Raw genomic sequence first — 21,341 nt, forward strand, 5'->3', positions numbered from 1 at the left:
CATAAACATTAAATTAATAGCAACTGTTTAGAGACAATGTCTGTGTAATTCAATTTCATTATTGAAAAAATAGGCTCTGCAATGGGACAAATTTGCTTATCAACGTAGTATTGATAATCAATTATAGACGATCTATGTGAAACAGGTTCAGGACCATTTACAGTGATGACATAATCAATCTGAGCTCCTCTCTTGCCATAGGATACCTTTCCTGTTAACTCACATAGCTGACGTGCGACTTTGACATGGGGGGAAGATTTTGCGGTGTACTCTTCAAGATTTCGGCGCATTCGTTTACTAAACACTAATTCAGCATCCCGCTTTCCTGTCTGCAGTTCGCTTATGACACCAGCGAGATAACCGCTGATATCTCGCTGATTGAACATTCGCTCATAAAGTTCAGCTTGAACCTTACGCGCTAAGGGGCTCCAATCACTTCGCACCTGCTCCATCCCCTTAAAAGTGATTTCCAGCCCTCCATTCCTATTGCGCCAAGCACCAACATAACGCTTCTTACTACCCTCCTCCGATCCCCTCAAGGTCGGCATAAAAAACTGTTCGTAATGGCGCTCAAACTGTAGCTCAAGGAAGCTTTCTAGCTGAAACTCCTTTACGATTTTACTCTGCCATTGCTGATTAATTCGCGCGGCAATCTGCTTACCTAAGGCATTAATATCACCGAGATCAGGATCAGAGCCCAAATAAACAAAGGTGGAATCCGTGTCCCCATAAATAACTTGATAACCCATTTCCTCTATCCAAGCGCGAGTCTGTTTCATAATCTGATGACCGCGCATGGTGATGGAGCTTGCCAGTTTCGCATCATGGAACACGCAGCCTTGAGAGCCTAAAACCCCATAGAGCGAATTCATAATGATTTTAATTGCTTGCGATAAAGGCGCATTTGCCTCCCGCTTGGCTTTTTCGCGTTGTTCTGAGAGATTTTGGATGAGTTTTGGCAGGATCGGTTGATGCCGACTAAAACGAGCCCCTAAAAAACCGGGAACGATTTCAGACTCGCCCAAAATATGTTCCTCGTTATCCAGACCTTCAATGAGCCCTTTCGGATCGATCAAAAAAGTACGAATTATCGATGGATAAAGACTTTTAAAGTCAAACACTAAAATATGTTGATAAAAACCAGGGACTGAATCCATTACATAACCGCCAGGGCTTTCAATCCCTTGACTTGCAGGCTCTGCGGGCGCGACGAAACCCGTTCTATGTAAATGCGGTAGATACAAATGGTTGAATGCGGCGACCGAGGCGCCTACCCGCCCTAGTTCTAATCCCGTTAACTCGGCGCGAGCGAGGGCAAAATCCCACAACTGAGTATGCTCAAAAATATCCCACACTAAGCGACTATCGGTCAGATTATAATGTGCAAGACCTTGTTTATTTTCGGCAAATAGCGCATCAATCTCTTGCGCTCGATTTTCTACATCATGAATCGCTTTGCCTTCGCCCAGCAACGCTTGGGCGACAAACTCCAAGGAGAAGCGCTCGAATTGATAAAAGGCCGCCTTTAACCAATCGATACCATCGAGCACCACTCGCCCAGGCAAACTTAAGGTTTCTGGCCGAAATTTATTCTCCACCTTCCACTCAAGGAGCGCGCCACCTCGACCGATACGCAGCGGGATCCGGTGCAGTAAAGCACGCCGATATAACAGGGCCAAATCAAAGGTCACCACCGACCAACCAATGATCACATCGGGATCAAACTCAGTAAACCAAGCGATGAGACGATGGATAAGCGCCGCCTCGTCGTTCACCCATTCAATGTAAATTGCAGCATCAGGCTGCGGCTCACCCACCATGATAACTTTTTCATAGAGCTGAGATTGCGCATCGCGTCCATAAAGGGCCACAGAATAGAGTAATCCGTCAAAGCTGCATTCAAAATCAAGCGAGATTGAACGCAATTTTATTTCCGGCTGCGGCGCAACTGCTTTGGCCCGTATGGCGCTAAATACGGGCAAGCGGTCTTGTAAACTCACATTGCTTACTTGATACCCTAAAAATGCCACATCGAGTGCCACAAAACGTTCGATTAAAAAACGCTGCTCGGGACGAATATCCGACTCAAATAAGGGAATACCCGCATCTGTCGCTATCCGCTGCAAGTGACGAAACACACTGCTCGACTGGGCATAAATCGCCGCCACGGATTGTCTTTTAAAACTTTTAAGCATAAGCGGCACAAAGCGTAGCGCCAGCCCCGGCGTTTGTAACTGTAATGCAGCCATATCGCTTTGATGGCAAAAACAAATGTACTCAGAACCAGGTAACTCCACCAGCACAGGGCCTGAAACGGTGGCGAGATAATACTGCAACACGAGCGTTGAACCGCGTGTAATAGCATGGCGCGTCAGGACGCGTCCCTGTACACTCACGGGCGCAGCCGTGTCATGTGTCAGACTCTCGGGGGGATTCAACTGCGGTTTCACTCTAAGGCTCTCGCTGCTTATTGATTCTCGGGATACAGAATAAAATTGCCATAAAATGGCAGAAAAGTTTCTTAGGCTATGCAATCACTGTTATTATGTACAGCATTAATTCGATAAAGTAGTGCCGCATGTTACCTGACAACGTAAAAAACCAGATCCGCGCTATCTATAAAGATATTGCCGCCGCTTTGCCTAATTTTAGGCCGCGCCGCGAGCAAAACTTTATGGTAGCAGAAATCTCTAAGACCCTGGCCGGCGACTATGACAAAGATAGACGCATCATAGTGGTCGAAGCGGGTACGGGGATTGGTAAATCATTGTCTTACATTTTAGGCACGATTCCGCTTGCGCTTGCGAGTAAGAAAAAGGTCTGTATCGCTACGGCAACCGTGGCGCTGCAGGAGCAGTTGCTGCACAAAGACTTACCGTTTTTTCTCGAACAATCAGGGCTAAACTTTCGCTTTGGTCTGGTCAAAGGGCGTCAGCGCTATGTCTGTTTATCCAAGCTTGCAATGTTAATCGGCGATGATAACAGTACCCAAATGGCCATGTGGCAAACAAAGCCTGATAACAGCCAAATAGCCATGTTGCAGGAGCTGCTCAGCGACTTTAATGAAGGCCGCTGGAACGGTGAAATCGATACGCTATCGACACCGATACCGGACCATCTCTGGCAGCAAATCGCCTGCGATAAACACAGTTGTCATCGGCAACTCGCCAGCCATCGTAATTGCCCGTTTCACAAGGCCCGTGAGGATGTGGATACTTGGGATGTACTGATCGCCAACCATAGTTTGCTGTTCGCCGACTTAGAGCTAGGCGGCGGGGTGATTTTGCCCGATCCCGAAGACGTATTTTACGTCATTGACGAAGCCCACCACTTACCAATTGTCGCACGGGACTTTTCTAGTGCACAGGCAACGCTTAGAGGCGCCGCCGACTGGCTTGAAAAAGTCGGTAAGACCAGCGCCAAGTTACAAAATCAGATAAAGAGCAACAATATCATCGCCCCAGCGCAGGCGATGCAGGATCATATTGGCGACTTAATCGCTCAGCTCAATCAAGTCGCCCACTATTGTGATACCCAGACCAAGCAGTTTGCCAATCCAGAGAGTCGCTATCGGTTCGAACACGGCAAATTACCCGATGCGTTAAAAATCCCTGCCGAGAATCTCGCAACCACTTCCAATCTTGCTCTCAAGCAATTTAATAAGATGCAATTATTGCTCGCAGAAGCGATAAAAGATGGCGATATTCCTAAGCACCAGGCTGAAGCGCTACAGGCCGAAATGGGCTTTATGTTGCAGCGACTCGAAAACCTGCAAAAGCTCTGGAAAATGATGGCCAAGGAAGATTCCACTAAAGGTGCCCCAATGGCCCGTTGGATCGAGTTAATTACAGGCAAACAGGTCGATTATCTGTTTAGCGCCTCGCCAATTGAAGTCGGTTTTATGCTCGAATCTATGCTGTGGCAAAAGGCTGCTGGCGTCGTGCTATGTAGCGCTACGCTGCGGGCGCTGAATAACTTTGACCATTTTGCCCATCAGGTAGGGTTATCATTAAAGGACGGCAGTCGTTATCTCGCTCTGCAATCCCCTTTCGATTATCCGAATAATGCCACGCTCTACTTACCTAAGATGAAAACCGAGCCAACGGATGATGCCTATACTGCTGAACTTGCCGAACAGATTATCGAGCTAATTGAAGGTGAAATGGCTACCTTAGTGCTGTTTGCCTCTTACTGGCAAATGGAAAAAGTGGCCGAATTGCTCGAGGGCAAGCTCACGCAGGAAATTCTGATCCAAGGTAATGCACCACGCCAACAATTGCTTGAGACCCATAAGGCCAAATGTGATAAAGGTGAACCGAGCATCTTGTTTGGCACCGGCAGTTTTTCTGAAGGCTTGGACTTACCCGGAGATTACCTCACCAACCTCATCGTCACTAAGCTACCCTTTGCTGTGCCAACCTCGCCCGTTGAGCAAGCCCATGCTGAATATGTGAAAATAAAGGGTGGAAATCCGTTTCTGCAACTCACCATTCCAGATGCATCGCGAAAGCTTATCCAAAGTTGTGGTAGATTACTGCGTAAAGAGCAGGATTATGGCCGAGTCACTATCCTAGATAGACGATTAGTGACCAAACGTTATGGCAAATCCTTGCTAGACGCCCTACCTCCCTTTAGACGAGTCATTGAGTAGGATTAAGATTTGGAGTTGTTACTCGAGCCCAGTAACTGGGCCCTGTTGGCTGTCATTGGCTTAATTGCAGGTTTTATCGATGCCGTAGTCGGTGGTGGAGGCCTGCTCTCCATTCCTGCCCTGCTCACCCTAGGGATCCCACCACATACGGCCTTAGGTACCAATAAATTTGCCGCCAGTTTTGGCTCGTCCATGGCGGCTTGGACCTATTATCGCCAGCATCTGCTGAAACCCAGTTTTTGGTATATGGCGTTTATCGCCACCTTTATTGGTGCGGTTTTTGGCAGTGTATTAGTTTATTTGTTAAACGCGCACTGGCTTGAAAAAGCGTTACCGCTTCTTATTATCGGCATTGCGATATACAGCTTAGTCAGCACCAACGCCATCTCAGATACCGACTGCCAGGCGCCAATGCAAGCACCATCCAAATTGAAACAAAGCCTACAAGGTCTATTTCTTGGCGCATACGATGGCTTTGCCGGCCCTGGTATTGGCGCCTTTTGGACAGTGAGTTCAGGTTCATTATATAAATTACCTCTTTTGCATAGTTGCGCGCTCGCTAGAGCCATGACTTTTACCAGCAATTTGACGGCACTGGCGATCTTTGGCTTTCTTGGGCAAGTCCATTGGCAAATTGGCCTGTGGATGGGGTTATGTATGATGCTCGGCTCCTTTATCGGCGCTCGCTGTGCGATAAAATTTGGTATGCCTTTTATTCGGCCTTTGTTTATATTAATTGTCCTGTCAATTGCCGCTAATCTGGCGTGGAGCGCATGGTTTTGAACACTTCGCAGCTAATCAGCACGTTGAAAAATCAGCTAAAAACATTAGAGCAAGAAGTACTGCAACACGACAGTCATCTTGCGCCGAGCCAACGCAAACTCCTACTAGATATTGAACGCTTTAATCAATCGCTGTTTATTCAAAATGGCGCCCAGTTGATGCCCTGCATTGAACAAATTCGAAGTAGTATCGGTCAGTTAGAGAAGCAAATCGCCCTAAAACTCGCGCCGCAAACCATCGCCTTAAGCTGTGAACGTATTCAAGACCGTTTTACTGCGGTTAAACGGGCGCTACTGACGACCTCAATCGATATAAAGTCTAAAAATCAACAACGTGCCAGTAAGCGCGCACGTTTCGCCCAGCAACAAAACCAATCGCATCAAGCCAGCGGGTTTGCTTGGATCGCCAGCAATGTGTTACAAAATAGCCACGAAATTTATGCCGAACTGAATAAGCATCTGAATTGGGCGAAAAAATTTGAACAAAAAATTGCAGAAATGGAGTCAAAACTTGAAAACTGTCATAGTGCTGACAAAATCCGTTTGCAAAATGACATCCTTTTGATGCATCGTCGTTTGGGAAAATGCAGGCAAGCCATCAGTTATATCGAAGATCGCATTCAAGCATTCGAACGTCCGCATCAGAGCCATAATCGTTAAGGAGCAACAATGAAATCACTTTTGCCAATCAGCAGCCTGCTAATGCTACTCGGCTCTGCCTCAGCCTTTGCCGCAGATCTGAATATCCCTATGTCCTTCGAATACCTTGCCCTCGATGGCAAAAAAGTCGAGTCCAGCGTATTCAACCATAAAAGCAGTTTAGAATTGGCGCCCGGCACCCACAAAATCGCCATTCGCTACCACGAAATGGTGGAAGACGATTTTAGTGACAGCCAAACCTTTGTTAAGTCATCTCCTTTTATTGTGACCTTAGAGGTTGATGGCGATCATCAATACTATTTACAAGCCGCTGAAGGCAAAGTCGTTAAAAAGCCTAAAGTGTTTGCCCAAAATCCCCAAGTCGTGTTAACCCGCTCCGACAAAGGTCAGGTTAATTACCAAGTGGCAAACACCGATATTGAAGAAGAAGGCTTTGTCTCTCGTCTCTTTAGCGGTAACCAAGCGGTAGATGTGTCAGGCACAGCAGCCGCAGTAACGGGAGCAGCAGGCACAGCTGCGGTGGTTGCCGCGCCAGCCCCCACTTCGGCGCAGGCAGCAGTTAAGGCCACCTCATTAACCGCTCCGGTTGATACTTCTAAAGCGGCTGGCGCAAATCCACAGCAGATGTTGCAATACTGGTGGTTACAAGCCGATGAGAAAACACGTAAAGAGTTTATGAGCTGGGCTATTTCACAACTCTAATCCAGATGATCCCATTGGTTTATCACGCCAGCTACTCCAAGCTGGCGTTACCCGCCCATCACCGCTTTCCCACAACCAAATATGCGCGTCTTTATCACTATCTGCTCGATAATCAACTGGCTGTTGCGGATCAATTTCATACTCCCTCGCCGATGACGGCTGAAGATGTAATGCAGGTGCATCAGCAAGATTATGTCGAACAATTTATTCAAGGTACCTTAGCCAACACGGCCTTAAGACGCATCGGCTTTCCATGGAGTCAAGCCTTGGTCGAGCGAACCTTGCACTCGGTATCGGGGACGAGTTTAACCGCAAGCTTGGCACTACAAACGGGTATCGCCCTTCACTTAACCGGTGGCTATCACCATGCTCATTATGACTTTGGCAGTGGTTACTGTATTTTCAATGACTTGATTATCGCCGCCCGCAAACTTATCGCCGAGCAGCAACTGCATAAGGTATTGATTTTTGATTGTGACGTGCACCAAGGAGACGGCACTGCTACCCTCAGCCATAGGCATCAAGGCATTATCAGTTGTTCCATCCACTGCAAAGAGAATTTCCCCAGCCGTAAACAGCAGTCACACTATGATATTGAACTAACGAAAGGTGCTGATGATAGTGCCTATCAGGAAACCGTCGAACAGACTCTCGAGCTGCTTATTCGGCTCCATCAACCAGATTTAATCCTGTATGACGCTGGTGTTGATATTCATCAGGACGATGATTTAGGCCATTTACAGATCAGCCAAGAAGGGCTCTATCAACGTGATGTTACTGTGCTCTCCATGGCAAAAGCGGCAAATATTCCTGTTGCTGCGGTAATTGGCGGCGGCTACAGCCGAGACGAACTACAATTAAGCCAAAGACATAGCCAACTTTTTATTGCAGCCAACCATTTGTGGTAGCAAACTCAATAAAAATCATCATGGAGCACAGCGATGCAACTCGAAATCCGCAACTATTACGAAGTTCTCTTAATGGAAATGTTATCCGATGAAGGCCTGATGGATGAATTGCCGGAGGATTATTTAGCCGATCTCTGCTGTGTGACACTCAATCAACTGCCCGTGCGTTATATCCGCCATTTAGTCGACACTTATTTCTTTGAAGATTATGATGAATTGCAGGAACTTAAACGCGAAATACAGGCTGCACTCGAAAAATCGCGAGCCTTTTTAAAACAGAATTTACAAAAAAGAATGCAGCAGGAAGAAGCCAACAGCTAAGTCATACGGTATAGGGCATCGCTACATCGATTTGCAACAAGGTTTTACGAGTAAATTCTGCAGTGTTGCTAAATGCTAAGCTGAGCAGTTATTGCTAATCAGTGAGTTAAAGATAAAGAAGATTGGAAAATGATGGGGAAATTTGGAGGTTCCCCTAGAGCCTACACCCCGGCACACGAGTCGCTTGCTGCGGTTGCTCCCTTCCGGGCCTGGCCGAGTTCACAAGTTATCATTGCGGGGGGACCCTAGGGTCACCATAACTTCAAGTGGATCACCAAAAGGATCATCACCGAACGACGCGGATTATCCCCTATGGCCTCTATGGGATCAAGTGCTAATCCGCCCGTTTGATAAATATCCGGTTTAACTGGACAATCTATAGGCAAACCTAAGTATTGAAAATGATAAAAGCCTGCAAAGCAGGCTTTTTATTCGCTAAAAGACGTCAAGCTAACGCAAATGACTCAAGACAATGCCAAGGCGTTACAGCTTAATCATATGACGATTTTGCTCAATCAGCTTAGCACCGATCCCTGAGACATTTGCTAACTCATCAATAGTCTTAAATTGCCCATTTTGAGTGCGATAATCAACGATGGCCTGCGCTTTAGCGGCACCAATCCCCTTTAGCAGTTGTAATTGTTCAGTTGAAGCGGTATTGATGTTGACTTGAGCCGCGTCTGGCAATGCTTGTTTAGCATCGTTTGCCATATTTTTGGCCTCAGTTTTCGCTTGGTTTTGCACCTTACTCGCTTCTTTTACCGGATCAGCTGCCATTACTGGCAAGGTTAACAGGGCAGAAAATGCAATAGCAGATACCATCGCAGGTAAACTAGGTTTTAGTTTCATAATGCTTCCTCTCTCTCCTTGATATTCGGCCTTTCGTCCAACTTCCGTGGCCTCCAATCAAACATAGACGAAGCTTTTATGAATTTCCAAACGCCAAAGTACAAATATTACCTCTGGCTTAAATGTGTAACTTTAGAGCAATGAATTTACAGATAACAATGAAGAAAAAGGATGCGGTTAATGCATCCTTGTTATAAAAATTATCCATAACCAGCTAAACAATCGTTGCTAATGCCTGACTTAAATCAGTAATAATATCGTCACAATCCTCCAAACCGACAGAAATTCTCAGCAGATTATCCCCAATGCCCGCAGCTGCCCGCGCTTCTGGGGAATAAGGAGAGTGGGTCATTGAAGCCGGATGCTGAATAAGGGATTCCGCATCGCCCAAACTAACCGCAATTGAAAATAGTTTAAGCTTGCCAACAAACGCCATAGCCTGAGTAAAATCCGCAGCTAATTCAAAGGCGATCACCCCTCCTGCTCGCTGCATCTGCTGACCAATAAATTGATGACCCGAATGGGATTTAAGCCCTGGATAGTACACTCGCGTCACCGCAGGGTGTTGCTCTAAAAACTCAGCAACCCGCTGGGCACTCTCGCAATGGCGCTGTAAGCGCACATCGAGGGTTTTAAGGCCTCGTAGGATAAGCCAAGCATCATGGGGTGAGATCACTGCACCAATATCCTTTAGGATTTCATACTTCACTCTGTGAAGTTGCTCTTCGCTGCCACAGACGATGCCCGCAATCACATCACCGTGACCATTTAAGTATTTAGTCGCGCTGTGAACCACTAAATCAATGCCTAGTGCAATCGGTTGCTGCAGTAGCGGCGTCATAAAAGTATTATCGACAATGCTAACTAATTGATGCCGCTTCGCAATATCGGCGATAGCTCTAAGATCAAACACCTGCAGATGAGGATTGACCGGTGTTTCACAAAAAATCACCCTAGTGTTCGGTTTGATTGCCCGCTCAATTGCCGCTAAATCGGTAAAGTCGACTAAGGTGACTTCGATGCCAAAACGGGCAAATTGGCTGGTCATAAGTGCAAAAGTGCAACCATATACCGCATTAGAAGCCACTAAATGATCGCCCATCTGCAAATTAGCGAGCAGCGCCGCCGACACCGCCCCCATACCTGACGCCGTTGCCGCCGCCGCTTCAGCCCCTTCTAAAATCGCCATTTTACGCTCAAGTTCGGCCACAGTTGGATTACCAAGACGGGTATAAATATAACCGGGCTCGTTACCCGCAAAACGCTCGCCACCTTGCTGCGCCGATTCAAATACAAAAGTTGCAGTTTGATAAAGTGGTGTGACTAACGAACCGAAGGCCTCTCGCTCATGTCCTGCATGAATGGCTTGGGTCGCCGCTTTCCACATCTTGCTCGATTCATCTTGCATTGCTTACTCCTTGTTATGCCATTACATCATTCGATTCTTGATTGATTGTTCGAGGAATGATGATTTGCTTGTGTTTTTAGTCCATATAGATAAGTTAATAAAACATTAGCCCTATCGAATAAGCACTAACATACCCTGCTGAACAGTTGAAACCAGTGCAACGGTGAAAATAGCAACAGATGCACTGTAACTAAGTTGTTACATTCAGGCGTTTGGGGCAGAACATCGGCGATAAAAAATGCGCTAATGACAGAGTCATTAGCGCATTAGCATTTAGCCTAAAGTGCACTCGCGGTTTTGTGCATTCGGCTATGTTATTTGTCTTTTGCCGTTGAGCTGTTTTTTAGCTCAGCAGCCTCTAATTGGCTCTTAAGCGCATCACGCCCATCTTTGGTCAATAACTTACCAGCAAACTGCTTAAGCTCAATCAACAACTCTTGATGAACTTTCGATAATTTGGGGCGCTGCTCTTCCCTAAAACCGATAGGCCGACACAGTGCCATGGCCTGATATCCTAAGCGCGCCGTTAACAAACCGCCCCCTAATCCTTGGGCAAGCCGCGCGGATAATTTACCGGTCATCTCGACCGACAGCAATTGAGTTCCTAAGTCCGTGACTAACTCACTGGTGCCCGCATAAATAATGTTAATCACTATGCTGCGAATGAGTTTAATCCGGCTCCAATAGCCTAACTCTATCCCATAACAGGCAGCGACATCACGCAGCATTCGCTGATTACGCCAAAGAATGATCGCCATATCCAATGCCGCAAGCGGGCTAGCAGCCAATAACACTGCTGATTCAGCCGCATATCGACGCACGACTTTTTTGGCGAGTTCATCTCGCTCCGTTAGGACTAAGTCCTCAAATAACAGCACTTTTTCGGCATCGTTATGCTCATCTTTTAACGAGTGACGCAGCCGTTGTAATCCTTGGCTATCGGGATAATGCCGTACAATATTATCGATAAAGCTATCGGCCTCCCCCATTTGCATACTCAGGGCAAGCCTTGCACCTGTATCCTGGGTATCGGCAACCTGTTTTAAGCGTTTTAATTTTTGATACTCGCTAACGGCACAGACTATAGCCCAGCTCCCGACTAAACCAAGCACCACACCATAAAAACTAAATAGCCAAGGACTGGCAACCCAAGCATCCCGCAAACCAAGGCCTGTTTGCACTAGCGTGAGTAGTATTAATGCCATTAGTGATAAGCGTGCCAACCAAGACCAGCGGCGAGATTGATGTAATTTAGGGCGTATCGATGTCACATCTAACACCTGCGGTTGGGCCGCTAGCGTCTCTTCAACAACGTCATCAATCGCCTTTATCGGGGTTTGTGGCGCAAACATTTGCGCACTTTTTAACTCATCTGTTACAGACTGTAGTTTGACCTTTTCAGCATCAAATACTTGCTGCTTTTTAAGCGCTTGAGTTGTAATCGGAGCGACAGACTGCTCCGACTCATTTATTTGCGACTCAGTTGAATGTGGTAACGGGTCTTTTCTCATTCCAGTTTATCCCCTACAAGATACTGCAGAAGGTGATCAAGACGGATATGGTCAAAATGCACCGAAGATGGATCAAGATTACGGTTATCCGGCGGTGCAAAATCGAAAAAGTTAAAGCCTTGCTCACGCCAAAAAGTGGACTCAGGTAAGCGAGTGGGCACTTCGCCGGGAAACAGTGTCAGGGCTTGGCCATTCAATCCTGTGCCCTGCACGACTTCCACATCCCCATCTTGAGTGGTCACCATACCGTGGCGCGTAGCCTTAATTGCACTAATGGCCATGGTTTCGACTTTACAACCATCAAAACTAGCAAAGTGCTGACTGTGCTTGAGCATATCCGTTAACAGCGACAACACATGACTTTGTTGATCCCGCGTGACATGGTCAACCTTACTGGCGGCAAAGAGCAAACGGTCAATCCGCGGCGCAAAAAGCCGGCGTAAATAACTGGATTGTCCGTATTGAAAACTCTCCATAATGGCATTTAGCGCCGCGCCCATATCTTCAAATTGTGATTTGCCACGATTTAACGCACTGAAGCAATCAACGAGCACCACCTGACGATCAAACCCTGCGAAATGTTGTTTATAAAAAGGTTTAACAACCTTAGCGACATACTCTTGATAGCGCTTTTCCAGCACATGAAAAGCACTGTGCTTCTCACTTTGTTTAAGGTTGCTCCACTGAGCATCAGTCACAGATAACAGCGGAAAAAACGCCAGCAGCGGCGCACCTTGCCACTCACCGGGTAATAACATTCGCCCCGGTTGCGCTTGGTAATACCCCTGCACATGCACTAAATCCTGTAATAGCTGCTGATATTGATCGGCAAGCCGTTTCAGTTCCGATTCGTCGGCCATCGCCGCTAAATTGAGTGCATTTAACGACGTTTCAAATCCAGCGTATAACGGTGAACTCTTTAAAACCGCAAGCCGTTGCTGCTGGGCAGTACACCACTCAATATAGTTTTGGCGCAGCATAGGTAAATCTAAAAGCCACTCACCGGGGTAATCAACAATATCTAGATACAGCGTTGCGGTATCGGCAAACTTGGCGAGTAATCCCTTTTGCGGCCGATATTTAATAGCTAAACGCAACTCTGAAATGGTGCGAGTCGATTCAGGCCAAGTAGGAGGATTCGAAGTCAGCGCTAACATAGCGCCCTGATAATCAAAACTCGCGATTTCAAGATCCGGCTGCATCGCTCGCTTAACCCCAAGCAAACGTTGTTCACGGCTCACCTGCCAAAGAGGCAAACCATGTTGGCGAGAATGCGATGCAGATGATGCAGCGCCGCTATTAAGTAATTGATTGACTAACCCTGTAATAAAGGCCGTTTTGCCCGCTCCCGATAACCCTGTTACTGCAAGTCGCAAATGCCTATCGGCCGTTCGATGGAGGAGGGATTGGCTCTTTTGCGTGATTTTGTGGAGCGATACATCAAGCATTCCCATAAGGATTTCCCTAAATGTTGAATGAGATAACTATATACTGGAATCGACGGGAGATAACACTGGAATCAACCAAAGATTAAACAACAAGGGCGGACATGGCCGCCCTTTAGAGGGATTACAAGCTATTGATTTGTCTTTTTAAATCAAAATTGTCAGACGTCACATGGCGCTCAAGGTTTTGCAATCTCACCTCTAGGCTCCTAAACTGACGACTCACATCGCTTAGCGCCTGTTTAGCTGGCTCTCCCGACTGCCAAGGTTTCTTCTTCACTTCAATGTCATCCCTAACAGAGCTATTTTGAGGTTTGATATCGAGTATCACCCATAACGCCACATAGATGATAAAGACAACACCCGAACCACCTAATAGAAAGATAGAAACAGCAAGTACGCGTACTAACCAAGTTTCAATCGCAAAGTACTCAGCAATCCCTGCACACACTCCGGCGATTTTACCTGACTGGGGAATACGGTACAAAGTTCGACCATTAGATCCTCTCATGTTTTCCCCTCCATTCAGGCGATTCAGAATCGAGAATCGCCTCTAAGGTTTCGATACGCGCAGCCATTTTATCGGCTTTCGCAATCAAGTCATTCAGCTGTGAAAACTCTTCCTCAGTGAGTCCCTGGCTCACTTGTCGCTTACTGCGATAATGAAGAACTAACCATATAGGCGCCACCACTATCATAAAGATGATAATCGGAGCCATTAGTATGTCCATATCCATAACTCACCTCTAAAATGTTATTCTTTTGACTTTGTGGGAGCTTTGCCTTTCACTTTTGCCTTGAGCGCTTCCAACTCAGCATTGACTGAATCTTCAGCTTCTAATGCCGCAAACTCATCAGCTAAGGTTTTTTTGCTGCCAAGATCGTAGGATTCAACCTGCGCTTCTAATCCTTCAACACGGCGCTCATATTGCTCAAACTTAAGCATGGCATTATCAATTTTGCTTGAGTCTAACTGCTTTTTCACTTCTAAACGTGATGACGCAGTTTGAGTGCGCAAAATAATGGTCTTTTGGCGCGCTTTTGCATCTAACAGTTTTTCCTGCAGCAGGCTCACTTCGTCTTTTAAACGAGCGATATGCTCATCCAGCACTGCCAACTCTTGGTTTAAAGTATCCACTAAACCCGCCGCTTTTTGTTTTTCAACTAAAGCTGCTTTGGCTAAATCTTCGCGGTCCTTTGAAAGTGCCAGTTCCGCTTTATCCTGCCAATCCTGAACTTGCTCCTCGACTCGGCTGATACGGCGATGCAATTCTTTCTTTTCAGCCAATACCTTAGCTGAGGTTGAACGCACTTCTACCAGTGTATCTTCCATTTCTTGGATGATCAGGCGAACCATTTTTTCAGGGTCTTCGGCTTTGTCGAGTAATGCGCTGATATTAGAGTTAATGATATCGGCGAAACGAGAGAAAATACCCATAATGCTATCCTCAAATTGATGTTGGTCTCGCTTAAGGTAATACACTAACTGTGCCAACTTTTATTTATTATTTAAATTCAATTAGATAAACAAAATCTTAACTTTTCCTTTATTTTACAGCGCAAGCCACTTATTATGATTTTCACCAAAATTTAGCGTTAAAGACTAAAAAATATCGTGGATAATAAATTTCAGCAAGACAATCTAATCGGTCAATCAAACGCCCTACTTGAAGTATTAGAGCACGTCTCACAAATCGCTCCGTTATCAAAGCCTGTACTGATCATTGGTGAACGAGGCACAGGTAAAGAGCTGATTGCCGAACGCCTACATTATCTGTCTAAGCGCTGGGATCAAAATTTTATTAAGCTAAATTGTTCATCTTTGAGCGAAAACTTGCTTGAAAGTGAATTGTTTGGCCACGAATCTGGGGCCTTTACTGGTGCCAAAGGTAAACACGAAGGCCGTTTTGAACGGGCTGATGGTGGAACACTGTTTCTTGACGAGTTAGCCAATACCTCTGGATTGATTCAAGAAAAACTACTGCGTGTTATCGAGTACGGTGAATTTGAACGTGTCGGTGGCAGTAAAACCATTCAAGCAGATGTGCGCCTTATCTGCGCCGCCAACGAAGATTTACCCTCACTGGCCGAGGCCGGTGAATTTCGGGCCGACTTACTCGATCGTTTAGCCTTCGATGTGATCACCCTGCCGCCACTACGTTGTCGTCCAGAAGATATCATGACATTAGCCGAATACTTTGCTGTGGGAATGGCTCGGCAACTCAAGCTCGAACTCTTTAGTGGCTTTAGTGCAAATGCCATCGAGCAGCTCATGAGTCATGACTGGCCCGGTAATATTCGTGAACTTAAAAACGTCGTTGAGCGAAGTGTTTACCGTAATTGCGGTGAAAATCGTCCCATCGAGCACATTATTCTCGACCCTTTCGCCTCCCCGTACCGGCCGACAACTCGGGTGCGCACTCTTGAGCGTCAGGTGGTGCCCACACCGCACTCAACCATCATAAGCCCTCCCACCGTTACGGCAAAAACCGATATTGATGTCATTGCACCTAGTGAAGCGCCGTTAAATGACTTTAGTTTTCCATTAGACTTTAAAGAACAAACCGAGCGTTATGAGATGGAGCTTATTCAGCAAGCCTTATCGGCGAGCCAATATAATCAAAAGAAGACCGCTGAAATCTTGGGGTTAAGTTATCATCAGCTACGCGGCATTCTGAAAAAATACAATTTGCTCGATAAAGCATAAGCTGATTGCCCATGGGCGAGATGCACTGCTAAAATAGTCGTTCATAGTCGATAAAATAATGATTTATAAATGAGTGTGCTAATTAGACGCCTGTGCCTAGCAACTGCGGTATTCTGCATGAGTGGGTTGTTGGTTGCATGTGGCCCCCAACGGCTTCCTTCTGGTTTGGTCTATTGTTCCGAAGGGAATCCCGAGTCTTTTAATCCGCAGTTGGTGACCTCAGGCACTACGATCGACGCCACTTCACACCTGATTTATAGCCGATTAGTAGACTATGACGCGCTCTCTGGTCAGTTGGTTCCGGCCTTGGCAACCAGTTGGGCTGAAAGTGATGATGGTCTTAGTTATCGTTTTACGCTCAGGGAGGATGTTAAGTTTCAGCATTCTTCCCGTTTTACGCCAAGTCGCTCATTTAACGCCGACGACGTACTGTTTTCCTTCAATCGAATTATCGATAAGCATCACCCTTACCATGGTGTGTCACGCACTGGTTATCCCTTTTTTCAAAGTATTGGTTTTTCTGAACAAGTTAAAAGTGTTGAAAAAATCAATGACTATGAAGTCATCTTTCGCTTAGCCCGTAAGGATGCTTCATTTTTATCGAATTTAGCGACTGACTTTGCCGTTATTCTCTCCAGTGAGTACGCCGAACAACAACTTGCACTAGGTCACCCGGAAAATGTTGACCATTTTGCCATTGGTACAGGGCCTTTTACTTTAGTGCATTACGCCAAAAACGAATATATTCGCTATCGCCGTAATCCAGATTTTTGGGGAGAACCCGCCAATGTCGAGATGTTGGTCTATGATATCACCCCAAAAAGCACCGTGAGATTAGCAAAGTTAATCGCGGGTGACTGCAGTGTTTCAGCCCTGCCCAAAGCAGGGGAACTTCCCGTTATTAAGCAACATGAACAGCTCAATATCGAATCACAACCCGGCCTTAACGTAGCATTTTGGGCATTTAACACTCAAAAAGCGCCATTAAATGATGTTCGAGTTCGCCGCGCGCTCGCCCATGCGGTGGATAAACAAAATATCTTACGTGCTGTGTATCAAAACACCGCAATAGAGGCGATAGGCGTACTTCCACCAGCCTCTTGGGCCTACGACAGCAATAAGAAGCTACTCGATTATAATCCCCAAAAAGCCAGAGACCTGCTAAAAGAGGCAGGTATTAACAATCTCAGCATCGATATTTGGGCAATGCCTGTTGCGAGAGCTTATAATCCTAATGCACTGAAAACAGCTGAGTTAATTCAATCTGATTTGGCCAATATCGGTGTTAAAGTCAACATAATCAGTTACGACTGGAGTGTTTTTACCCAAAGATTAAGTCGAGATGAATACGATTCAGTGCTCATCGGCTGGAACGCCGATAACAGTGATCCCGATAACTTTTTCACGCCACTGCTTAGCTGCGCGTCAATGCAATCAAACAACAACCGCTCTCGCTGGTGCAATAAACAGTTTGATGCCATTCTAGACAGAGCAAGAGAAGTCTCAACACAAGCAGAGCGCAAGCAAATTTATCAAGAAGCCGAAGCATTCATCGCCGAGCAAGTACCAATGCTGAGTTTGGCTCATGCCAAACGGGTCGCTTTAACGCGTAATAATGTACATAATATGCAACTCACGCCTTTTGGCGGCATTTCCTTTACAAAAACCAGCCAAACCACACAGGAGACTAACTGATGTTAAGATACCTGTTACGGCGCCTCAATTTATTCCTAGCGACTTCACTCGTCATGATTGGTGTCCTATTTTATGCAACAGGTTTGTTCCCGATTGAACGCACCTTTGCCCTCACAGGAATACATTCACCATCTGCAGCTCAGCTTAGCCAAATCGAACAAGACTATAAGTTAGATAGCAACAAGGCGTTGCAGTTTATTGCTTATTTACAGCAAAGGCTGAGTGGTAACTTAGGGGTTTCAGTGACTTCCCATCAAAGCGTTGCAGAGGAGTTAAGTACCGTACTCCCAGCCTCCTTCGAGCTCGCCGTCATGGCCGCGGTAATCGCCATTGGTTTAGGCGTACCTTTGGGCGTTTTGGCTTCACAAAGTCAGCATAAACTCACCCAAAATACCATTATGGCTATTACTCTTACGGGTTACTCTGTTCCAGTCTTTTGGTTGGGACTGTATTTATCGCTTTGGTTTGGTGTCGATCTCGGTTGGTTGCCAATATCGGGGCAACTCAATCTTTTATATGAGATAAAACCCGTCACTGGTTTTATGCTGGTCGATATCCTACTTTCTGATTCGGAGTATCGCATATCGGCGTTTAAGGATGCACTGCTACACATTATTCTGCCAGCGACAACGCTCGCAGTGCTGCCTTTTACTGTGGTAGTACGTAGCACACGTTCTGCAATGATGAATGTGATGAACCAAACCTTTATCCGCGCAGCCGAAGCCAGAGGTATGCACACCAATACCATTATTTTACGTCATGCCTTACCCAACGCGCTTATCCCTGTATTAAAGCACTTAGGTTTAATGCTAGGTGCCTTTGCTAGCTATGCTATTGTTGTTGAAGTGATATTTTCATGGCCAGGTGTAGGCTCTTGGTTAGTATCAGGAATTTATCAGCGGGATTACACGGTTATTCAAGGTGGAATATTGGCTGTCGCCTTGCTGATCATCTTTTTAAGTATTTTGATTGAAGTGCTACATACCGTCTTCAATCCATTAAGCAGAAAAGATCTTTATGCCTCCAGTTAAAATTTATCAGGAAGATCAAATTGCTTCCCCAATGATGCGGGTCTGGCAAAATTTTTCGGCAAACCCTTTTGCCTTAGCGGGATTGTGGACCATTATTTTTCTGCTGCTGCTCACCCTCTTTGGCCCAATGATTGCGCCTTTCGCACCAGAGGCTCAAGATCCACGCGCCCTATTGTTACCTCCCTCTTGGGATCCTTCCGGCACTGTGGCGCATTTTTTAGGCACCGACGATCTTGGCCGGGATATTTTTAGCCGCTTGCTACATGGCGCGCATTTAACCTTTGGCATGGCATTAATGATTGTCGGTACAGCTCTGTTTACTGGATTTATCATCGGCTCACTTTCCGGCATGATGCGTGGATTAAAGTCTAGTATTTTGGGCCATTTGCTCGATGCATTGCTGTCAATCCCTTCGCTTCTGATGGCGATTTTAGTGGTTGCCGTTATGGGGCCGGGACTTGAAAACGTGTTTTGGGCCGTAGGCATTGCCTTAACGCCGCAGTTTGTCCGCTCTATTCATCAATCGGTCCATGAAGAATTACAAAAAGAATATGTTACCGCTGCCCGTTTGGATGGAGCCAATTCAATGCAGATTTTTTGGTATGTAATCATGCCAAACGTCTGGGAAGTGGTGATTATTCAAACGACCTTAGCCATTTCTGCCGCGATTTTAGATATTGCTGCCCTCGGCTTTTTAAGTCTTGGTGCTCAAGCCCCTAGCCCAGAATGGGGCGCTATGGTGGCGCAAGGCATGGATAATTTATTGACCGCACCTTGGACTGTAACTATTCCAGGACTGGCGATTCTCTTTAGTGTGCTTGCCATAAACTTGGTAGGCGATGGCTTGAGATCGGCGCTTGCGCCCATCAGAAACTAACCTATGCCATTACTCGACGTTAGAAACCTGACTATTGAACTCGACACGCCCCACGGCAAAGTGCGGGCTCTTGAGAAAGTAAGCTTGACCTTGAATGCGGGTGAAATCCACGGCCTAGTGGGTGAATCCGGCTCGGGCCGAAGTCTACTCGCCAGAGCCATTCTAGGGATCCCTGGCCCCAACTGGACCATTACTGCCGACCGCATGATGTGGGATGGTAATAATCTGATGGCCATGACCTCGAAGGAGCGCCGTAATCTGATGGGCTCAGATATGGCGATGATCTTCCAAGACCCATCAGGTAGCCTTGATCCTTCGCAAACCGTGGGTAGCCAGCTGATGCAGGCCATGCCTAAGAATCCTAAAGCTTATTTTTGGCAAAAGCATAAACATGCCAAACTCACGGCGCAGAAATGGCTACACAAAGTTGGCATTAAAAATCCCCAAAAAGTCATGTCCAGCTATGCATGGGAATTATCCGAAGGCGAATGCCAAAAAGTGATGATCGCCATGGCAATTGCCAACCAGCCTAGATTATTAATTGCAGATGAGCCGACAAACTCGATGGAGCTGAGTACTCAGGCTCAGATATTTCGCCTACTATCACAGCTTAACCAACTGCAAAATGTGTCAATTTTAATCATCAGTCATGAGCTTGAGACGCTGGCACAATGGTGCGATCACCTATCGGTACTCTATTGCGGCCAAGTGATGGAGTCAGGACCGACGGATGAATTGATTAATCAGCCCTATCATCCTTACACTAAGGCACTCTTGGATAATATGCCGGATTATTCGGGGATAGAGGCGCACAAGGCCATTATGCCAACACTGCCAGGCTCGGCGCCAGCACTCCAACATCTCCCCATTGGTTGTCGCTTAGGGCCAAGATGTCCTGAGGCGCAAAAGAAATGTGTTAATCAGCCAAGTTTGAGTCATTCAAGAGACCGCTACTTTGCCTGCCATTTCCCTTACCACGGTGAAACGACAAATGACGACTCCACTGCTTAAAGTTAACGATCTCTTTAAAAGGTATGATACTGGTTATAAAGGCTTTACCCGCCAATATAACGATGCCTTAGCCCCGGTTTCCTTTGAATTAAACCGCGGCGAAACCTTAGCTATTGTGGGTGAGGCAGGTTCAGGCAAGAGTACGTTAGCGCGTATTTTAGTGGGCGCAGAACCGCGCAGCGGCGGTGAAATTTACTTCGAAGGCGAAGCTTTAGACAGTCGCAATATCAAACAACGCTGCCGCCTTATTCGGATGATTTTTCAAGATCCTAATACCTCGCTCAACCCAAGGCTCACCATTGGTCAGTTACTCGATGAACCATTGCGCTTTAACACTCAGCTATCTGCCAAAGAGCGTAATTCTCAAGTAATTGAGACATTAAGGAAAGTCGGTTTATTACCTGAACATTCTGACTTTTATCCGCATATGATTTCTGAAGGCCAAAAACAGCGGGTTGCCGTGGCGCGGGCGCTAATGCTCAACCCCAAAATCATTATCGCCGATGAAGCGTTAACCGCTTTAGATCTGTCCGTACGCTCGCAAATCCTCAATTTGCTACTGAAATTGCAAAAAGACTTAGGATTGTCATATATTTTTGTGTCCCATAACCTCAATATTATTCGCCATGTTAGCGATAAAATTATGGTTCTTCATAAAGGCGTTATGGTTGAGAAAGCTCCCACAGAACAGATATTTAATTCACCGCAGCACGAATATACCCAAAGGCTTATTCAGGAGCAGAGCCTGTTTGTTCATAAGCGTTAAACTGCTCCAACCACTTA

20 protein-coding genes and 1 other RNA gene are annotated in these 21,341 nt (G+C 46.3%); 12 read left to right on the forward strand and 9 right to left on the reverse strand.

Features of this window, described 5'->3' with window-relative positions; all coding sequences use genetic code 11:
* Window positions 1-8: 8 nt before the first annotated feature.
* Window positions 9-2,438 (reverse strand): DNA polymerase II, encoded by a 2,430-nt coding sequence (locus tag SHEWPOL2_RS10550; protein ID WP_050991350.1) that lies wholly within the window; start codon window positions 2,436-2,438, stop codon window positions 9-11.
* 140 nt (window positions 2,439-2,578) lie between these two features.
* Between SHEWPOL2_RS10550 and dinG the strand changes: the two genes are divergently transcribed.
* The 6 genes from dinG to SHEWPOL2_RS10580 are packed head-to-tail and all read left to right on the forward strand — an operon-like array spanning window position 2,579 to window position 8,024.
* Window positions 2,579-4,651: an ATP-dependent DNA helicase DinG gene (gene dinG / locus SHEWPOL2_RS10555; RefSeq protein ID WP_037428137.1), complete on the forward strand. Its 2,073-nt coding sequence runs from the start codon at window positions 2,579-2,581 to the stop codon at window positions 4,649-4,651.
* Between the two features lie 9 nt (window positions 4,652-4,660).
* Window positions 4,661-5,434: a TSUP family transporter gene (locus SHEWPOL2_RS10560; protein ID WP_037428138.1), complete on the forward strand. Its 774-nt coding sequence runs from the start codon at window positions 4,661-4,663 to the stop codon at window positions 5,432-5,434.
* Complete coding sequence (locus tag SHEWPOL2_RS10565) at window positions 5,425-6,093, forward strand: primosomal replication protein (protein ID WP_170919380.1); 669 nt, start codon at window positions 5,425-5,427, stop codon at window positions 6,091-6,093. Before SHEWPOL2_RS10560 ends, SHEWPOL2_RS10565 begins: the two co-directional genes overlap by 10 nt.
* Window positions 6,094-6,102: 9 nt before the next feature.
* A complete protein-coding gene (locus tag SHEWPOL2_RS10570; protein ID WP_037428139.1) occupies window positions 6,103-6,795 on the forward strand; it encodes a DUF2057 domain-containing protein in 693 nt (230 codons plus the stop codon).
* 5 nt (window positions 6,796-6,800) lie between these two features.
* On the forward strand, window positions 6,801-7,703 hold the full coding sequence (locus tag SHEWPOL2_RS10575; RefSeq protein WP_086024022.1) for a histone deacetylase: 903 nt from the start codon (window positions 6,801-6,803) through the stop codon (window positions 7,701-7,703).
* A 33-nt stretch (window positions 7,704-7,736) separates the two neighbouring features.
* Window positions 7,737-8,024, forward strand: coding sequence for a late competence development ComFB family protein (locus SHEWPOL2_RS10580; RefSeq protein ID WP_037417243.1), 288 nt, complete (start codon window positions 7,737-7,739; stop codon window positions 8,022-8,024).
* Window positions 8,025-8,175: 151 nt separating this feature from the next.
* On the opposite strand, the gene ffs is transcribed toward SHEWPOL2_RS10580, so the two are convergent.
* The 8 genes from ffs to pspA form a co-directional block, all read right to left on the reverse strand.
* Window positions 8,176-8,273: signal recognition particle sRNA small type (gene ffs, locus SHEWPOL2_RS22480), an RNA gene on the reverse strand.
* 234 nt (window positions 8,274-8,507) lie between these two features.
* Entirely contained in the window at window positions 8,508-8,873 is a 366-nt protein-coding gene (locus tag SHEWPOL2_RS10585; RefSeq protein ID WP_037428141.1) for a helix-hairpin-helix domain-containing protein, read from the reverse strand.
* A 214-nt stretch (window positions 8,874-9,087) separates the two neighbouring features.
* Window positions 9,088-10,281 (reverse strand): methionine gamma-lyase, encoded by a 1,194-nt coding sequence (gene megL, locus SHEWPOL2_RS10590; RefSeq protein WP_037428142.1) that lies wholly within the window; start codon window positions 10,279-10,281, stop codon window positions 9,088-9,090.
* Window positions 10,282-10,595: 314 nt separating this feature from the next.
* Entirely contained in the window at window positions 10,596-11,792 is a 1,197-nt protein-coding gene (locus SHEWPOL2_RS10595; RefSeq protein WP_037428143.1) for a TIGR01620 family protein, read from the reverse strand.
* Window positions 11,789-13,246: a YcjX family protein gene (locus SHEWPOL2_RS10600; RefSeq protein WP_037428144.1), complete on the reverse strand. Its 1,458-nt coding sequence runs from the start codon at window positions 13,244-13,246 to the stop codon at window positions 11,789-11,791. The genes SHEWPOL2_RS10595 and SHEWPOL2_RS10600 overlap by 4 nt, the downstream gene beginning before the upstream one ends.
* A 115-nt stretch (window positions 13,247-13,361) precedes the next feature.
* Complete coding sequence (gene pspC, locus SHEWPOL2_RS10605; protein ID WP_037428145.1) at window positions 13,362-13,748, reverse strand: envelope stress response membrane protein PspC; 387 nt, start codon at window positions 13,746-13,748, stop codon at window positions 13,362-13,364.
* Entirely contained in the window at window positions 13,735-13,974 is a 240-nt protein-coding gene (gene pspB / locus SHEWPOL2_RS10610; protein ID WP_086024023.1) for an envelope stress response membrane protein PspB, read from the reverse strand. The genes pspC and pspB overlap by 14 nt, the downstream gene beginning before the upstream one ends.
* Before the next feature lie 17 nt (window positions 13,975-13,991).
* Window positions 13,992-14,675, reverse strand: coding sequence for a phage shock protein PspA (gene pspA / locus SHEWPOL2_RS10615; RefSeq protein ID WP_011071928.1), 684 nt, complete (start codon window positions 14,673-14,675; stop codon window positions 13,992-13,994).
* Window positions 14,676-14,852: 177 nt separating this feature from the next.
* Between pspA and pspF the strand changes: the two genes are divergently transcribed.
* The 6 genes from pspF (at window position 14,853) to SHEWPOL2_RS10645 (ending at window position 21,324) form a co-directional block, all read left to right on the forward strand.
* Window positions 14,853-15,944, forward strand: a complete 1,092-nt coding sequence (gene pspF, locus SHEWPOL2_RS10620) for a phage shock protein operon transcriptional activator (RefSeq protein WP_037428146.1) — start codon at window positions 14,853-14,855, stop codon at window positions 15,942-15,944.
* Window positions 15,945-16,013: 69 nt separating this feature from the next.
* On the forward strand, window positions 16,014-17,639 hold the full coding sequence (locus SHEWPOL2_RS10625; RefSeq protein ID WP_037417223.1) for an ABC transporter substrate-binding protein: 1,626 nt from the start codon (window positions 16,014-16,016) through the stop codon (window positions 17,637-17,639).
* On the forward strand, window positions 17,639-18,670 hold the full coding sequence (locus tag SHEWPOL2_RS10630) for an ABC transporter permease subunit (protein ID WP_037417220.1): 1,032 nt from the start codon (window positions 17,639-17,641) through the stop codon (window positions 18,668-18,670). The genes SHEWPOL2_RS10625 and SHEWPOL2_RS10630 overlap by 1 nt, the downstream gene beginning before the upstream one ends.
* Complete coding sequence (locus SHEWPOL2_RS10635) at window positions 18,657-19,547, forward strand: ABC transporter permease subunit (RefSeq protein WP_037417217.1); 891 nt, start codon at window positions 18,657-18,659, stop codon at window positions 19,545-19,547. The genes SHEWPOL2_RS10630 and SHEWPOL2_RS10635 overlap by 14 nt, the downstream gene beginning before the upstream one ends.
* A gap of 3 nt (window positions 19,548-19,550) precedes the next feature.
* The gene (locus tag SHEWPOL2_RS10640) at window positions 19,551-20,558 is read left to right on the forward strand and encodes an oligopeptide/dipeptide ABC transporter ATP-binding protein (RefSeq protein ID WP_037417214.1); all 1,008 of its coding nucleotides are present in this window, start codon (window positions 19,551-19,553) and stop codon (window positions 20,556-20,558) included.
* Window positions 20,539-21,324 carry an ATP-binding cassette domain-containing protein gene (locus tag SHEWPOL2_RS10645; RefSeq protein WP_037417209.1) on the forward strand — a complete coding sequence of 262 codons (786 nt, stop codon included), beginning with the start codon at window positions 20,539-20,541 and terminating at the stop codon, window positions 21,322-21,324. The genes SHEWPOL2_RS10640 and SHEWPOL2_RS10645 overlap by 20 nt, the downstream gene beginning before the upstream one ends.
* The last annotated feature ends 17 nt before the right edge of the window (window positions 21,325-21,341 follow it).

Origin of the sequence: Shewanella sp. POL2 (assembly GCF_000282755.1) — a bacterium.
Classification (GTDB): Bacteria; Pseudomonadota; Gammaproteobacteria; order Enterobacterales; family Shewanellaceae; genus Shewanella; species Shewanella xiamenensis.

What these genes read in the sequence shown, in the direction of transcription:
- dinG (WP_037428137.1), top strand. Translation starts at nt 2,579, where the DNA reads ATGTTACCTGACAACGTAAAAAACCAGATCCGCGCTATCTATAAAGAT.
- SHEWPOL2_RS10565 (WP_170919380.1), top strand. Translation starts at nt 5,425, where the DNA reads ATGGTTTTGAACACTTCGCAGCTAATCAGCACGTTGAAAAATCAGCTA.
- SHEWPOL2_RS10570 (WP_037428139.1), top strand. Translation starts at nt 6,103, where the DNA reads ATGAAATCACTTTTGCCAATCAGCAGCCTGCTAATGCTACTCGGCTCT.
- SHEWPOL2_RS10575 (WP_086024022.1), top strand. Translation starts at nt 6,801, where the DNA reads ATGATCCCATTGGTTTATCACGCCAGCTACTCCAAGCTGGCGTTACCC.
- SHEWPOL2_RS10580 (WP_037417243.1), top strand. Translation starts at nt 7,737, where the DNA reads ATGCAACTCGAAATCCGCAACTATTACGAAGTTCTCTTAATGGAAATG.
- SHEWPOL2_RS10585 (WP_037428141.1), bottom strand. Translation starts at nt 8,873, where the DNA reads ATGAAACTAAAACCTAGTTTACCTGCGATGGTATCTGCTATTGCATTT.
- megL (WP_037428142.1), bottom strand. Translation starts at nt 10,281, where the DNA reads ATGCAAGATGAATCGAGCAAGATGTGGAAAGCGGCGACCCAAGCCATT.
- SHEWPOL2_RS10595 (WP_037428143.1), bottom strand. Translation starts at nt 11,792, where the DNA reads ATGAGAAAAGACCCGTTACCACATTCAACTGAGTCGCAAATAAATGAG.
- SHEWPOL2_RS10600 (WP_037428144.1), bottom strand. Translation starts at nt 13,246, where the DNA reads ATGGGAATGCTTGATGTATCGCTCCACAAAATCACGCAAAAGAGCCAA.
- pspC (WP_037428145.1), bottom strand. Translation starts at nt 13,748, where the DNA reads ATGAGAGGATCTAATGGTCGAACTTTGTACCGTATTCCCCAGTCAGGT.
- pspB (WP_086024023.1), bottom strand. Translation starts at nt 13,974, where the DNA reads ATGGATATGGACATACTAATGGCTCCGATTATCATCTTTATGATAGTG.
- pspA (WP_011071928.1), bottom strand. Translation starts at nt 14,675, where the DNA reads ATGGGTATTTTCTCTCGTTTCGCCGATATCATTAACTCTAATATCAGC.
- SHEWPOL2_RS10625 (WP_037417223.1), top strand. Translation starts at nt 16,014, where the DNA reads ATGAGTGTGCTAATTAGACGCCTGTGCCTAGCAACTGCGGTATTCTGC.
- SHEWPOL2_RS10630 (WP_037417220.1), top strand. Translation starts at nt 17,639, where the DNA reads ATGTTAAGATACCTGTTACGGCGCCTCAATTTATTCCTAGCGACTTCA.
- SHEWPOL2_RS10635 (WP_037417217.1), top strand. Translation starts at nt 18,657, where the DNA reads ATGCCTCCAGTTAAAATTTATCAGGAAGATCAAATTGCTTCCCCAATG.
- SHEWPOL2_RS10640 (WP_037417214.1), top strand. Translation starts at nt 19,551, where the DNA reads ATGCCATTACTCGACGTTAGAAACCTGACTATTGAACTCGACACGCCC.
- SHEWPOL2_RS10645 (WP_037417209.1), top strand. Translation starts at nt 20,539, where the DNA reads ATGACGACTCCACTGCTTAAAGTTAACGATCTCTTTAAAAGGTATGAT.